Consider the following 15,256-nt stretch of genomic DNA (forward strand, 5'->3'; position numbering starts at 1 on the left):
AAAAACTAATTATCCAAAATAGAATAATATGGATACAAAAACAATAAATAGAGAAACAAACACAACGCAAACTACAGAGCGTATTTCTGGTAGCGAAGCAATTATCAGATGTTTGCTAGCAGAAGGTGTAGATATCCTTTATGGATATCCTGGAGGAGCAATCATGCCAGTTTATGATGAGCTTTACAAATACCAAGATAAAATTCACCATGTGTTAACCCGTCATGAGCAAGGTGCAACACATTCTGCTCAAGGTTATGCACGTATTTCGGGTAAAGTTGGTGTAGCAATTGCAACGTCAGGTCCAGGAGCAACTAACTTAATTACAGGTATTGCAGATGCGCAAATAGATAGCACACCAATGGTTTGTATTACAGGTCAAGTAGCGTCACATTTATTGGGTAGTGATGCATTTCAAGAAACAGATATTGTTGGTATTTCTACGCCAGTTACAAAATGGAATTGTCAAGTTACAAAAGCGTCAGAGATTCCTGAAGTTATGGCTAAAGCCTTTTATATTGCAAGAAGTGGACGTCCAGGACCTGTTTTAATAGACATTACAAAGGATGCTCAGTTTGAAGAGTTCGATTTTAAATACGAAAAATGTAAAGGGGTCAGAAGTTATATTCCAATTCCTAAATTAAATTATAGTGAGGTTGATGCTGCTGCAAAATTAATTAATGCGGCTAAAAAACCTATGATTGTATGGGGTCAAGGCGTGTCTTTAGGTCAGGCTGAAGCCGAATTTAAAGCGGTTGTTGAAAAATCAGGAATCCCTTCCGCTTGGACCATTTTAGGTGCAGGAGCAATTCCAACATCTCATCCTTTAAATATTGGTATGGTTGGTATGCATGGTAATTATGCACCAAATGTGTTGACTAATCAGTGCGACCTTTTAATTGCAATTGGTATGCGATTTGACGATCGTGTTACCGGAAGTTTATCTACATACGCTAAACAGGCTAAAGTGATTCATTTTGAAATTGATCCTGCCGAAATTGATAAAAATGTAAAAACAGATGTGGCAGTTTTAGGTGATGCAAAAGAAAGTTTAGCAGCTTTACTTCCGCTTTTAGAAGAAAAAACACATCCAGAATGGCATCAAAAATTTAAAGATTTATATGCTATTGAATATGAAAAAGTTATAAAACACGATTTGCATCCTACAAAGGAAGGCTTAACTATGGCTGAGGTGTTAAAAGAAATTAATATTCAAACCAAAGGTGATGCAGCAATTGTAACAGACGTTGGTCAGCATCAAATGGTTGCTTGTCGTTATGCCAATTTCAACAAAACAAGAAGTAATATCACTTCTGGTGGATTAGGTACAATGGGCTTTGGTTTACCTGCAGCAATTGGAGCAAAAATGGCTGCTCCAGATCGAGAAGTTATATCAATTTCTGGTGATGGTGGTTACCAAATGACGATTCAAGAATTGGGTACTATTTTTCAGCAAAAAGTACCAGTGAAAATTGTGGTTTTAAATAACGAGTTTTTAGGTATGGTTCGCCAATGGCAACAGTTGTTTTTTGATAAACGTTATGCGTCTACAGAAATGACAAATCCAGATTTTGTAGCCATTGCAAAAGGCTATTTTATTGAAGCCGAAAAAGTAACTAAGCGAGAAGATTTAAAAGAAGCAGTTGCTAAAATGATAAACACAGATGGACCATACTTTTTAGAGGTTTGTGTAGAAAAGGAAGGCAACGTGTTCCCAATGATACCAACAGGAGCATCAGTTTCAGACGTAAGATTAGAATAATATGGAAGCAGAAAACAACATATACACTGTTTCGGTTTACACCGAAAATAATATAGGATTATTAAATCGTATTTCGGCAATATTTCAACGTAGACATATAAATATTGAAAGTATAAATTCTTCGGTTTCAGAAATTGAAGGTGTTTCAAAATTTACAATCGTTGTTAATATTACCGAAGACCAAATGAAAAAAATAATTGGTCAAATTGAAAAACAAGTAGAAGTTATTAAGGCTTACTTTCATACAGATGAAGACACCATTTATCAAGAGTCTTGCATCTTTAAAATGAAGTCTGATTTATTGTTTGAAGAACGACAAATTCAGAATATTATTAAAGAAAGTAATGCTAGGATTGTAACTGTAAATCGTGATTTTTTTGTGATTGAAAAATCTGGACGTAAAGAAGAAATAGAATTATTATATAGAGAATTAAGTGCTTTTGGAATTATGCAATTTACACGCTCAGGACGTATTGCTGTTACAAAAGACGAAATGAAAATATCAACAATGCTAGAAGCTTTTCAAGCATAACCAACAATTAAAATACAAGACAATGTCAAATTATTTCAACACATTATCATTAAGAAACCAATTAGATCAATTAGGTAAATGTAGATTCATGGATACTTCAGAGTTTGAAGATGGTGTCAATGCATTAAAAGGAAAGAAAATCGTAATTGTTGGTTGTGGTGCACAAGGCTTAAACCAAGGACTAAACATGCGTGATTCAGGTTTAGATATTGCGTTTGCATTAAGGCAAGTTGCAATTGATCAAGAACGCGAATCGTACAAAAACGCAACGTCTAACGACTTTAATGTTGGAACTTACAACGATTTAATTCCTACTGCAGATTTGGTGCTAAATTTAACACCAGACAAACAGCACACAAATGTTGTAGAAGCAGTAATGCCTTTAATGAAAAAAGGCGCGACATTAAGTTATTCTCACGGATTTAATATTGTTGAAGAAGGGACTCAGGTAAGAGAGGATATTACTGTTATTATGGTCGCTCCAAAGTGTCCAGGAACAGAAGTGCGTGAAGAATATAAACGTGGTTTTGGTGTGCCAACATTAATTGCCGTACATCCAGAAAACGACCCGGAAAATAAAGGTTGGGCTCAGGCAAAAGCTTATGCAGCTGCAACTGGAGGGCATCGTGCAGGTGTGTTAGAATCGTCTTTTGTTGCTGAGGTAAAAAGTGATTTAATGGGTGAGCAAACTATTTTATGTGGTTTGTTACAAACTGGAGCAATTTTGTCTTTCGATAAAATGGTTGCAGAAGGTATTGAACCTGGTTATGCTGCAAAATTAATCCAGTTTGGTTGGGAAACAATTACTGAAGCCTTAAAACATGGCGGAATTACTAACATGATGGATCGTTTATCTAATCCAGCAAAAGTAAAAGCATACCAATTGTCAGAAAAATTAAAAGATATCATGCGTCCTTTGTTTGAAAAGCATATGGATGATATTATCTCTGGTCATTTCTCAGAAACAATGATGGAAGATTGGGCAAATGATGATGTAAATCTTTTAAAATGGAGAGCTGCAACTGGTGAAACCGCTTTTGAGAAAACAGCATTAACACCAGATCATATTTCTGAGCAAGAGTATTTTGATCACGGAACATTATTAGTAGCATTTGTAAAATCTGGTGTTGAGTTAGCTTACGAAACTATGGTAAGTGCAGGGATTATTGAAGATTCAGCGTATTACGAGTCGCTTCACGAGTTACCATTAATTGCAAATACCATTGCTAGAAAAAAATTATTTGAAATGAATCGTGTCATTTCAGACACTGCAGAATACGGATGTTATTTATTTGACCATGCTTGTAAACCGTTATTAACTGATTTCATGAAAACGGTTAAAACAGATATAATTGGTAAATCATTTTCTCCAACAACAGGCGTTGATAATATCGAATTAATAGCAGTAAACGATGCGATTAGAAATCATCCAATCGAAGCAGTCGGAAAACGATTAAGAGCTGCAATGACAGCAATGAAGATTATAAAATCAGATGTTAAAACAGAAGCCTCAGTTTTAGTATAATAGCTAATTAGCTTCTCACACTGAGCGCAGTCGAAGTGTCTAATTTATAAAACAAAAACATTTCCACTGTCGTGGGAAATAAACATGGAAGAAACCAAAACAACATACAGGCCTACTATAGAAGCTGTTGAGGCTGCTGCCGAAAAATTAAGAGGAGTTGCTGCTGTGACTCCTTTAATTTCAAACATGAGATATTCAAAGCAATTTGAAGCAAATATCATGTTTAAACGCGAAGACTTACAGCAAGTACGTTCCTATAAAATTAGAGGAGCTTACAATAAAATGTCATCTTTAACTCAAGCTGAAGCTAAAAAAGGAATTGTATGTGCAAGTGCTGGAAACCATGCACAAGGTGTGGCCTTATCTTGTAAATTGTTAAAAATAAAAGGGACTATTTTTATGCCTTCTCCAACACCAAATCAAAAGGTGGAACAGGTTAAAATGTTTGGAGAAGATTATATAGAGGTTGTTTTAGTGGGCGATACGTTTGATGATGCTTATCAAGCAGCAATGGAAGATTGCGAGCGTTTAAACAAAGCGTTTATTCATCCATTTAATGATAAAAAAGTTATAGAAGGTCAAGCAACGGTTGGTTTAGAGATTATAGATCAAACGGAGTTTCATCCAATAGATTACGTTTTTGTACCTATTGGAGGTGGTGGTTTGTCTTCAGGATTATCCTCTGTTTTTAAGTTGTTATCGCCACATACAAAAATTATAGGTGTGGAGCCAAAAGGGGCACCTTCGATGTTAACATCAATAAGAAATAATAAAAACACCGAGTTAGAAGAGATCGATAGTTTTGTAGATGGTGCTGCGGTTAAACGTGTTGGTGATTTAAATTTCGCCATTTGTAAAGAGACCTTACATCGTGTGGTTACTGTGGATGAGGGTAAGGTTTGCCAAACCATTTTAGATTTATACAATAAAGAAGCGATTGTAGCAGAACCTGCAGGGGTTTTAAGTTTATCTGCTTTAGAGTATTTTAAAGAAGAAATTAAAGGTAAAAATGTAGTTTGTGTTATAAGCGGAAGTAATAATGATATTACGCGTACTGCAGAAATTAAAGAACGCGCGCTATTACATGCCGATTTAAAGCACTATTTTATTGTTAAGTTTCCACAGCGATCTGGAGCATTAAGAGATTTTGTTGTTGATATTTTAGGTGATACAGATGATATTACTCATTTTGAATACACCAAAAAAGCAAACCGTGAAAATGATGTTGCTGTGGTTGGAATTGAGTTAAAATCTCCAAATGACTTAGAGCCTTTAATTACAAAAATGAAGCGTCACAATTTTTATGGAGATTATCTAAATGATAAGCCTGATTTATTTCAGTTTTTAGTGTGATTTTGATAATTATGACCTTAAATACTTTCAAATTCGTAAAAATTCATTAAAAATGACACAAAATAAACTTTTGTATCAAATTAAATTATACGTTTGTACCATGTTTACAACACTAAATAAAAACGAAAGACCCACAAGTTTGCTATTACGCAGACGACGTCGCTAATACGCATACTTCAAGCTTTTAGTTAATAGTTTTTATTTTTTTTCAGACAGTGAACAATTCAACACAAATAGTTTCTTTTTTAAATACAGTTATTAGAAATAATAACAGGATAACCCTACGTCCAATTTTCCGTCGTCGCCCTTAGGGTGTACTTCTATTTATAGAACTAAGGTGAGTCCGGTTCTGCTTTCAAAAACAAAAATTATCACATTTTTTAATTTAAAATTCAATTACAATGGAAATTGTTATTGCTGATAAATCGCATAGTATTTACGCAGATATTATTTGTAATACTATTGCTGATGCTGCTCAAGTTAGAGGAACAGGTATTGCAAAACGCAAGCCTGAATACATTATTACCAAAATGGAAAATGGTAATGCTGTTATTGCTTTAGAGGACGATAAATTTGCAGGCTTTTGTTATATCGAACAATGGGGTCATGGTAAATTTGTGGCTAACTCTGGATTAATTGTACATCCAGATTTTAGAAACATGGGCTTAGCTAAACAGATCAAACAGAAAATATTCGAGCATTCTAGAACCAAGTTTCCGGAGGCTAAAGTATTTAGTATTACTACAGGTTTAGCAGTTATGAAAATGAATAGTGATTTAGGTTACAAACCAGTCACGTTTTCAGAATTAACAGACGATCAGTCCTTTTGGAATGGTTGCCAAACCTGTAAAAATTTTGATGTTTTAACTAGAACAGAGCAAAAAATGTGCTTATGTACAGGTATGTTGTATGATCCTTCTAAAAAGGAAGCAGCAAGACCAGCAGCAAATAATCATGATAAAAAAGTATGGACCAGATTGAAAAATATTAAGCAATCCATGTTTCTAAAAAAAGATAAAAATGAAAAATAAAGGCAAATTAGTAATAGCATATAGTGGTGGTTTAGACACGTCATATTGCGCAGTGAGTTTATCGAAAGAATACGATGTACACGCAGTAAGTGTAAATACAGGAGGTTTTACTACGGAAGAGATTAAACACATAGAAAGTAATGCCTATAAAATGGGTGTTTCTACGTATAAAAATATTGATGCGGTTGCTACTTTTTATAATAAAGTAGTCAAGTATTTAATCTTCGGGAATGTATTAAAAAATGCCACATATCCATTGTCTGTAAGTGCAGAGCGTATTATTCAAGCCATAGAAATTATAGAATATGCTAAAAGTATTGATGCAGAATATATCGCTCATGGAAGTACAGGAGCAGGAAACGATCAAGTGCGTTTTGATATGATTTTTCAAACCTTGGCGCCACATATTAAAATTATAACACCTATTAGAGATCAAAAACTCACTAGAGAAGAAGAAATTGAATATTTGAAGTCGGAAGGTGTAGATATGTCTTGGGAAAAATCAAAATACTCTGTTAACAAAGGACTTTGGGGAACTAGTGTTGGTGGTGTAGAAACTTTAGAGTCTGAAAAACCTTTGCCAAGCGAAGCCTATCCTTCTCAATTAGAAAAAGAAGGAGAAGAAAAAGTAACATTGACTTTTAAAAATGGAGAATTTGTTGCTTTAAACGGACAAGAAAATACGCCAGAAGTAAATATTGAAAACCTAAACACTATTGCTTCTGCATATGCAATTGGTAGAGATATTCATGTTGGAGATACTATTGTTGGTACAAAAGGACGAGTTGGTTTTGAAGCTGCTGCTGCTTTAATTACAATAAAAGCACATCATTTATTAGAAAAACATACGCTTACAAAATGGCAGTTACAACATAAAGAATACTTGTCAAGTTTTTACGGAATGCATTTGCACGAAGGTCAATATTTAGATCCAGTGATGAGAGATACAGAAGCTTTTTTACAAAGCTCTCAAAAAATGGTGTCTGGTAATGTTGTAGTGACTTTAAAACCATATCATTTTTCTTTAGATGGTATTGTTTCCGATCACGATTTAATGTCTAGTGCATTTAGTACCTATGGTGAAGAAAATAAAGCTTGGACAGCTGATGACGCTAAAGGATTTATTAAGATTATTGGAAACCAAAACAAAATATATAAACAAGTAAACTCTAAACTTTAGTCATGCTGAACTTGTTTCAGTATCTCAAAAATGGTAATTAAAGGAAATTGTTATCCTGTGTCACACTGAGCGCAGTCGAAGTGTTAAGCGAAGAATGGCAAAGTAAAAGAATCAAAATGAAAAAATTAGAAATAGGAATCATTGGAGGTGCAGGTTATACAGCTGGAGAACTTATTAGATTGTTGTTAAATCATTCAAAAACAAACATCAATTTTATTTACAGTACTTCTAATGCTGGCAACAAAATATCAAAAGTACACCAAGATTTAATTGGGAGTACAGATTTGGAGTTTTCAAGTCAAATTAACTCAGAAGTAGACGTGTTGTTTTTGTGTTTAGGTCACGGAAATTCTAAAGCATTTTTAGAAAAAAACACATTTTCTAAAAACACTAAAATCATTGATTTAAGTAATGATTTTAGATTACTTGCAGATAAGAATTTTCAAGGAAAAGAATTTGTTTATGGCTTAGCAGAATTAAATAAAGAAGCTATTAAAATAGCCAATTATATTGCAAATCCTGGTTGTTTTGCAACAGCATTACAATTAGCAATTTTGCCTTTAGCTGCAAATGGATTATTAACTAACGATGTGCATATAAATGCAGTAACTGGAGCAACTGGAGCAGGAACTTCTTTATCTGCAACAACACATTTTACATGGAGAGATAATAATTTTTCACATTATAAAGCCTTTAATCATCAACATTTAGGTGAAATTAATCAGACAGTAAAACAGTTGCAGAGTGACTTTAATTCCGAAATCAACTTTATGCCAAATAGAGGCGATTTTTCTAGAGGAATTTTTGCTACAACATACACAAAGTTTAAAGGTGCTTTGGAAGATGCAAAAGTGCTTTACAAAAAATATTATAAAGACGCAGGATTTACTATTGTTTCAGATGAAAGTATCTTTTTAAAGCAAGTGGTAAATACCAATAAATGTATTATAAGTCTTGAAAAACATGGAGACAAATTACTAATTACAAGTACAATTGATAATTTGTTAAAAGGCGCTTCAGGAGCAGCAGTTCAAAACATGAACTTAATGTTTGGTTTTGATGAAACAGAAGGTTTAAAACTGAAAGCAACTTATTTTTAAAAGTACTGCAGCTGCGTTAGCGGTTGAAGTGGCATCCTTTTTTGACGTCAGTTCGAGTGGATTTGTGAAGCATGAGCAAATTTGTATCGAGAACAAGGCAAAAAAGATATAACGGAAAACGCGACCCTTGTGGTAACGCCCAAACAAAAAAACAAACAAATGAAAATAGCAATTATAGGAACAGGAAACTTAGGAAAGTCCATCGCAAAAGGATTGATAACCAACAATGCCATTACTAGTTTGTATTTAACCAAACGGAATTTGGAAGACATTCAAGAATTTGATGGTTATAAAAATGTGCATTTAACGACGGATAATACTGAAGCTGTAAGGCAATCTGATATCATCATTTTTGCAGTGCAACCAGCGCATTTTGAGCAAATATTGAATGACATTAAGCCGGAATTAACAGAGAAACACGTGTTGATTTCGACTATTACAGGTTTTCTAATTCCTAAGATTGAAGCGCAAGTTGGTGCGGATAAATTTATCATTCGTGCGATGCCAAATACCGCAATTGCAGTTGGTAAATCGATGACGTGTTTGTGTAGTAATGAGCAAGGAGCAAAACGCATTAAAATTGCTGAAGCTATTTTTAACCGTTTAGGACATTCGTTGAGTATTCCAGAAAGTCAAATGCAAGCTGCTACTGTGGTTTGTGCAAGTGGTGTTGCGTTTTGGATGCGATTAATTAGAGCAACAACACAAGCAGCAATTCAGTTAGGGTTTGATGCTAAAGAAGCGCAAGAACTAGCGATGTATACCAGCGAAGGTGCGGCGAGTTTATTGATTACCAACGGGAATCATCCGGAAGAGGAAATAGATCGTGTAACGACGCCAAAAGGGTGTACGATTGAAGGTTTGAATGAGATGGAACACAAAGGATTGAGTTCGTCTTTAATACAAGGTATGATTGCCTCGTTTAACAAGATTAGTAACATTAAAGAAGAGCAGATATGAGTTTATTTAACGTGTATCCTTTGTTTGATATCACACCTGTAAAGGGTGTAGATGTTTTTGTTTACGATGAAAACAACACCAAATATTTAGATTTATATGGTGGACATGCGGTGATTTCTATTGGGCATTCGCATCCAAAATATGTGGCTGCAATTTCTGATCAAGTAGCCAAATTAGGATTTTATAGTAACTCGATTCAGAATCCTTTACAAGTGCAATTAGCCGACAAGCTAGAGCAATTATCCGGCTGTAAAGACTATGAGTTGTTTTTGTGTAATTCTGGAGCAGAAGCCAATGAAAATGCTTTAAAACTGGCGTCATTTCATAACGAAAAGAAAAAAGTTGTTGCTTTTAAAAATGGGTTTCATGGTCGTACATCAGCAGCTGTTGCAGCAACCGATAATGCGAAGATTATAGCACCAATTAACGCACAGCAACAGGTTGAGATTCTGGCATTAGGTGACATAGAAGGAGTCGAGAAAGCATTGGCTAAAAACGATGTCTGTGCTGTAATTATTGAATGTATTCAAGGTGTTGGAGGATTAGATGAAAGTACTGCTGCGTTCTACGAAGGTGTAGATGTTTTATGCAAAAAATATAATACGTGTTTTATTGCAGATGAGGTGCAATCAGGTTTTGGAAGAACTGGAGATTTCTTCGCATTTCAGAAATATAATGTGATACCAGATATTGTTTCGATTGCCAAAGGCATGGGAAATGGTTTTCCGATTGGTGGAATTTTAATTCACCCAAATATTAAAGCCTCTTTTGGTTTATTAGGAACCACTTTTGGTGGGAATCACTTGGCATGTGTTGCATCTTCGACTGTATTAGAAGTTATTGAAGAAGAGGATTTGATGCAAAATGCTAAAGACATCTCAGCTTATTTTCTAGAGAAAGCAAAAGAAATTTCAGAAATAAAAAATATAAAAGGTCGTGGATTAATGTTAGGGTTGGAGTTTGATTTTCCAATAGCAGACCTTCGTAAAAAGTTAATTTTTGAACATAAGATATTTACAGGAAGTGCTAAAAATCCAAATTTATTAAGGATTCTTCCGCCTTTAACCATCAGAAAAGAACATGTCGATTTGTTTTTTGAGGCTTTAAAAAGTGAGTTGCAAGGCTAGCTTGAGCAACGTCATTCTGAACTAGTTTCAGAATCGCATAATAATGAGACGCTGAACTAAATTCAGCTTGACGAGAATGGTGGATACATAATAATATGTGTTTGTGATAGTATTTATATTGAGTATTTAAAACTTAGAAAGAAGAACTAAATAGCAACGTCATTCTGAACTAGTTTCAGAATCACATAGCAGTGAGAAGTTGAAATAAATTCAGTAAGATTAAAGTAATAAATAGATGAAAAAGTACACAGAAATAAAAGACATATCAAATCTTCAAGAAACCATAAAGGACGCGATTTTATTAAAAAATAATCCTTTTAAATTCCAAGATTTAGGAAAACATAAAACATTAGTGATGCTGTTTTTTAATTCCAGTTTACGAACGCGATTAAGCACGGAGAAAGCTGCAAAAAACTTAGGAATGGATGTGATGATTTTAAATGTGAATGACGCCTGGAACTTAGAATTTGAAGATGGAACGATTATGAATGCAAACACGTCAGAACATATTAAAGAAGCAGCACAAGTGATTTCGCAATATGGAGATGTAATTGCTGTAAGAGCATTCCCAAGTTTAACGGATAAGAAAAAAGATGAAAGTGAGTTTGTGATTAACAGCTTTATAAAATATGCAACGGTTCCAATTGTAAATATGGAAAGTGCAACAGCGCATCCTTTACAGTCGTTGGCAGATGCGATTACTATTACTGAATTATCAAAAAAAGCGAAACCAAAAGTTGTTTTGTCTTGGGCACCACACCCAAAAGCGTTACCACAAGCAGTTGCTAATTCGTTTGTAGAAATGATGCAAAACTTGGATGTCGATTTAACTATTACACATCCTGAAGGTTATGAGTTAAGCGAAGCATTCACGAAAAAAACACCAGTAAATCACAATCAAGAAGAGGCTTTAAAAGATGCCGATTTTGTGTATGTTAAAAACTGGAGTAATTATAAAGATTACGGAAAAGTACTTAGTCAAGACGAAAATTGGATGATGACAAAAGCGAAGTTGGGTAATGCGAAATTTATGCATTGCTTGCCTGTAAGACGTAATGTGGTTGTTGAAGATGCGGTTTTAGATAGTGAACAGTCTGTTGTAATTAAACAAGCTAATAATAGGACTTTTGCTGCGCAAATTGTCTTGAAGCAGGTTTTGGAAAATTTATAATATGAAAACACTAAAAATCATAAAAATTGGAGGAAACATCATCGATGATGATAACGCTTTGCAGCAATTCCTAAAAGCATTCGCGACTATAGATGCTCCTAAAATCCTAGTGCATGGTGGTGGTAAATTAGCAACTAAATTAGCACGACAAATGCAAGTTGAGGTTAAAATGATTGACGGAAGACGCGTAACCGATCAAGTCACTTTAGATATTATCACCATGGTGTATGCTGGAAAAATCAATAAAACTATAGTCGCACAATTACAAGCTAACAGTTGTAATGCTGTTGGTTTTTCAGGAGCAGATGGCAACACGATAGTTTCGGATTTAAGACCATCTAAACCTATCGATTATGGATTTGCTGGAGACGTCAAAAAGGTAAATACAGAAACCTTAGAAATTCTTTTAAACAATTCAATTACACCTGTGTTTTGTGCGATTACTCATGATAAAAACGGGCAATTATTAAATACCAATGCAGATACGATTGCTTCTGAATTAGCAATAGGTTTTGCAACAAAATATAAAACTGAATTATATTATTGCTTCGAAAAAAAGGGCGTTTTAGAAGATGTAAATAATGACGATTCTGTTATCCAAAACATCAACACTAAAACCTACCAACCGTTGATTGAAAATGGTATTATATATGAAGGCATGTTGCCAAAATTAAACAACTGTTTTTATGCTATAAATAATCAAGTTCAAAAAGTTTGTATTGGTAAATCAGAAATGCTTTTCGATAAAAATAATAAACACACAACCATTTCAAAATGAAAGAAAAACTAACAACAAGAGCAATTGCTTTATTGAAACAATTGATAGAAACGCAGTCGTTTTCTTCAGAAGAAGGACCAACAGCAGCACATATTGAGCAATGGTTTGTGCAACAGGATATTCCTTTTAAAAGAACAAAACATAATGTTTGGGCAACTAATAAACATTTTGACGATAGTAAACCAACGTTGTTATTAAACTCGCATCACGATACGGTAAAACCAAATAATGGGTACACCAAAGATCCGTTTATAGCCATTGTTGAAGACGGAAAATTATATGGTTTAGGTAGTAATGATGCTGGAGGTTGTTTGGTGAGTTTGTTAGCAACGTTTGCTTATTTCTATAGCAGAGAAAATCTAAATTTTAATCTGGTTATTGTCGCTTCCGCTGAAGAAGAAAGCAGTGGAGAAAATGGGTTAAATAGTATGTTGTCAATAATTCCAAAAGTGGATGTCGCTATTGTTGGAGAACCAACATTGATGAATTTGGCTGTTGCTGAAAAAGGCTTAGTCGTGTTTGATGCAGTTGTAAAAGGTACGCCAAGTCATGCTGCGCATCCAAATCACGATAACGCCATTTATAAAACAATTCCAGTGTTAGAATGGTTTAAAAATTACACGTTCGACAAGACGTCGGAAGCTTTGGGAGATGTAAAGATGACTGTTACGCAAATAAATGCAGGAAAGCAGCATAATGCAGTTCCTGCAGATGTGAAACTAGTGGTTGATGTCCGTGTAAACGATAAATATTCTAACCAAGACATTGTCGATATTTTACAGAAAGAAGCGCCATGTGATAGTATTATTCCGCGTAGTATAAAATTAAATTCATCGTCCATTCCAATCGATCATCCATTGGTAATTGCGGGAATAGAAATTGGAAGAAGTACTTATGGCTCGCCAACCTTGTCCGATCAAGCAGTTTTAACTTGTCCGTCTTTAAAATTAGGTCCTGGTGATAGTACAAGGTCGCATTCTGCCGATGAGTTTATTTATATTAATGAGATTGAAGAAGGCATTAAAATTTATATTGAATTATTAGAAAAAGTACTGTAATGTCAGGTCGAGCGCAGTCGAGACCTATTAGTATTAAAGACCTCTCGACTGCGCTCGAGGAGACAAAAAAATCAAATTATGAAACTCTGGGACAAAGGAATAAGTATCGATAAAAAAATAGAACAATTTACCGTTGGAAACGATAGAAAGATTGACCTACATATTGCAAAGTACGATGTGCAAGCGTCTTTAGCGCATGCAATAATGTTGGAGTCTATTGGCATTATTTCTTCGGAAGAATTACAACAGCTTAAAAGTGGTTTGCACGCTATTGCGGAAACTATAGAAAACGGAACCTTTGTTATTGAAGCGTCCTTTGAAGATGTGCATTCTAAAATTGAATATGAATTGACTAAAACCTTAGGCGAGGTCGGAAAGAAAATCCATACCGCACGTTCAAGAAATGATCAAGTTTTAGTTGCGCTTCAGCTTTATTACAAGGAGAATTTAAAAGAAATTAATACGAAGACAAAAACGTTTTTTGATACCCTTTTAGGTTTGGCAGAAACGCATAAAGAAGCTTTACTTCCTGGTTATACACATTTACAAGTAGCAATGCCATCTTCTTTCGGATTATGGTTTTCTGCATATGCTGAGGTTTTAATAGATGATGTTTACTTGTTAAATGCAGCCTTGAAAACCGTAGATCAAAATCCATTAGGTTCTGCAGCAGGTTACGGAAGCTCGTTTCCTATTGATCGAGAATTAACGACTAAAGAATTAAACTTTTCAACCTTAAAATACAACGTTGTTGCTGCGCAAATGAGTAGAGGAAAAAGCGAACGAACTATCGCTTTAGCTTTAGGAAGTGTGTGTAATACTTTAGCGCGTTTTGCAATGGATATTTGCGTGTATAACAGTCAAAATTTCGGCTTTATAGCCTTTCCGGATGAGCTAACGACAGGAAGCAGTATTATGCCACATAAAAAGAATCCTGATGTGTTTGAATTGATTAGAGGTAAAGCCAATAAAATTCAAGCTTTGCATACCGAAATGGTGTTAATTACTAATAATTTACCAAGTGGTTACCATAGAGATTTTCAGTTATTAAAAGAAAATATTATTGCAGCAATCGAAGATGTAAAAGACTTATTGGATATTTTTAATTACGCTATTCAGCAAGTTATTGTAAAAGACATCGATTTAAATGATGCTAAGTATCAATACTTGTTTACGGTAGATAATATTAACACGTTGGTTGTGGGAGGCATGCCTTTTAGAGAAGCGTATCAAAAAATTGGAGGCGAAGTGGAAAGTGGAACTTATGTGCCAGATACCTCTAAAAAACACACGCATGTTGGTAGTATTGGTAATTTGTGTTTAGATGGGATTAGAGGCAAGTATCCTGAGTAAAATTTCAGGCATATAACTGTCAGTTTGAGCGCAGTCGAAAACTTTAAGATTTAGGTTTAGTAGCATTTCGACTGCGCTCAATGTGACATTAGTTTTTGTGCTGATTCTAGAAATTGAAAAAATCCTACTTCTGTAGGATTTAATTTAAGTTTATTCTCCTTTTTGAATAGGCGTTCAAAACAAGAAAGTATTTTAGGCTTATAACTGTCAGTTTGAGCGCAGTCGAAAACCTTAAGATTTAGGTTTTAATAGCATTTCGACTGCGCTCAATGTGACATTAGTTTTTGTGCTGATTCTAGAAATTGAAAAAATCCTACTTCTGTAGG

The 15,256-nt window shown here is 34.5% G+C and carries 13 protein-coding genes; all 13 read left to right on the top strand.

Translation table 11 applies throughout. From position 1 onward, the window contains the following. Positions 1 to 28 precede the first annotated feature (28 nt). The 13 genes from ilvB to argH all read left to right on the top strand — a co-directional run bounded on the left by ilvB (position 29) and on the right by argH (position 14,930). Positions 29 to 1,762 carry a biosynthetic-type acetolactate synthase large subunit gene (ilvB, locus tag WNY60_RS07285; protein WP_342861983.1) on the top strand — a complete coding sequence of 578 codons (1,734 nt, stop codon included), beginning with the start codon at positions 29 to 31 and terminating at the stop codon, positions 1,760 to 1,762. A 1-nt stretch (position 1,763) separates the two neighbouring features. After that, the gene (gene ilvN / locus WNY60_RS07290) at positions 1,764 to 2,294 is read left to right on the top strand and encodes an acetolactate synthase small subunit (protein WP_028288914.1); all 531 of its coding nucleotides are present in this window, start codon (positions 1,764 to 1,766) and stop codon (positions 2,292 to 2,294) included. Positions 2,295 to 2,316: 22 nt separating this feature from the next. Then, positions 2,317 to 3,819, top strand: a complete 1,503-nt coding sequence (ilvC, locus tag WNY60_RS07295; protein ID WP_342861984.1) for a ketol-acid reductoisomerase — start codon at positions 2,317 to 2,319, stop codon at positions 3,817 to 3,819. Between the two features lie 84 nt (positions 3,820 to 3,903). Next, positions 3,904 to 5,172 (top strand): threonine ammonia-lyase IlvA, encoded by a 1,269-nt coding sequence (ilvA, locus tag WNY60_RS07300; RefSeq protein WP_342861985.1) that lies wholly within the window; start codon positions 3,904 to 3,906, stop codon positions 5,170 to 5,172. A 401-nt stretch (positions 5,173 to 5,573) separates the two neighbouring features. Beyond that, positions 5,574 to 6,203 carry a GNAT family N-acetyltransferase gene (locus WNY60_RS07305; protein ID WP_342861986.1) on the top strand — a complete coding sequence of 210 codons (630 nt, stop codon included), beginning with the start codon at positions 5,574 to 5,576 and terminating at the stop codon, positions 6,201 to 6,203. Continuing rightward, positions 6,193 to 7,383: an argininosuccinate synthase domain-containing protein gene (locus WNY60_RS07310; RefSeq protein ID WP_342861987.1), complete on the top strand. Its 1,191-nt coding sequence runs from the start codon at positions 6,193 to 6,195 to the stop codon at positions 7,381 to 7,383. The genes WNY60_RS07305 and WNY60_RS07310 overlap by 11 nt, the downstream gene beginning before the upstream one ends. Before the next feature lie 116 nt (positions 7,384 to 7,499). Then, positions 7,500 to 8,483: an N-acetyl-gamma-glutamyl-phosphate reductase gene (gene argC / locus WNY60_RS07315; RefSeq protein ID WP_342861988.1), complete on the top strand. Its 984-nt coding sequence runs from the start codon at positions 7,500 to 7,502 to the stop codon at positions 8,481 to 8,483. A gap of 159 nt (positions 8,484 to 8,642) precedes the next feature. Continuing rightward, positions 8,643 to 9,443, top strand: a complete 801-nt coding sequence (gene proC / locus WNY60_RS07320; RefSeq protein ID WP_342861995.1) for a pyrroline-5-carboxylate reductase — start codon at positions 8,643 to 8,645, stop codon at positions 9,441 to 9,443. Beyond that, entirely contained in the window at positions 9,440 to 10,570 is a 1,131-nt protein-coding gene (locus WNY60_RS07325; protein ID WP_342861989.1) for an aminotransferase class III-fold pyridoxal phosphate-dependent enzyme, read from the top strand. The genes proC and WNY60_RS07325 overlap by 4 nt, the downstream gene beginning before the upstream one ends. Before the next feature lie 235 nt (positions 10,571 to 10,805). Continuing rightward, positions 10,806 to 11,741 carry an N-acetylornithine carbamoyltransferase gene (locus WNY60_RS07330; protein ID WP_342861990.1) on the top strand — a complete coding sequence of 312 codons (936 nt, stop codon included), beginning with the start codon at positions 10,806 to 10,808 and terminating at the stop codon, positions 11,739 to 11,741. Position 11,742: 1 nt separating this feature from the next. Beyond that, positions 11,743 to 12,519 (top strand): acetylglutamate kinase, encoded by a 777-nt coding sequence (argB, locus tag WNY60_RS07335; RefSeq protein WP_342861991.1) that lies wholly within the window; start codon positions 11,743 to 11,745, stop codon positions 12,517 to 12,519. Continuing rightward, a complete protein-coding gene (locus tag WNY60_RS07340) occupies positions 12,516 to 13,577 on the top strand; it encodes a M20 family metallo-hydrolase (RefSeq protein WP_342861992.1) in 1,062 nt (353 codons plus the stop codon). Before argB ends, WNY60_RS07340 begins: the two co-directional genes overlap by 4 nt. A 78-nt stretch (positions 13,578 to 13,655) precedes the next feature. Continuing rightward, the gene (gene argH / locus WNY60_RS07345) at positions 13,656 to 14,930 is read left to right on the top strand and encodes an argininosuccinate lyase (protein ID WP_342861993.1); all 1,275 of its coding nucleotides are present in this window, start codon (positions 13,656 to 13,658) and stop codon (positions 14,928 to 14,930) included. Positions 14,931 to 15,256: the final 326 nt, after the last annotated feature.

The sequence above is a fragment of the Olleya sp. AS48 genome, from assembly GCF_038900355.1.
Classification (GTDB): Bacteria; Bacteroidota; Bacteroidia; order Flavobacteriales; family Flavobacteriaceae; genus Olleya.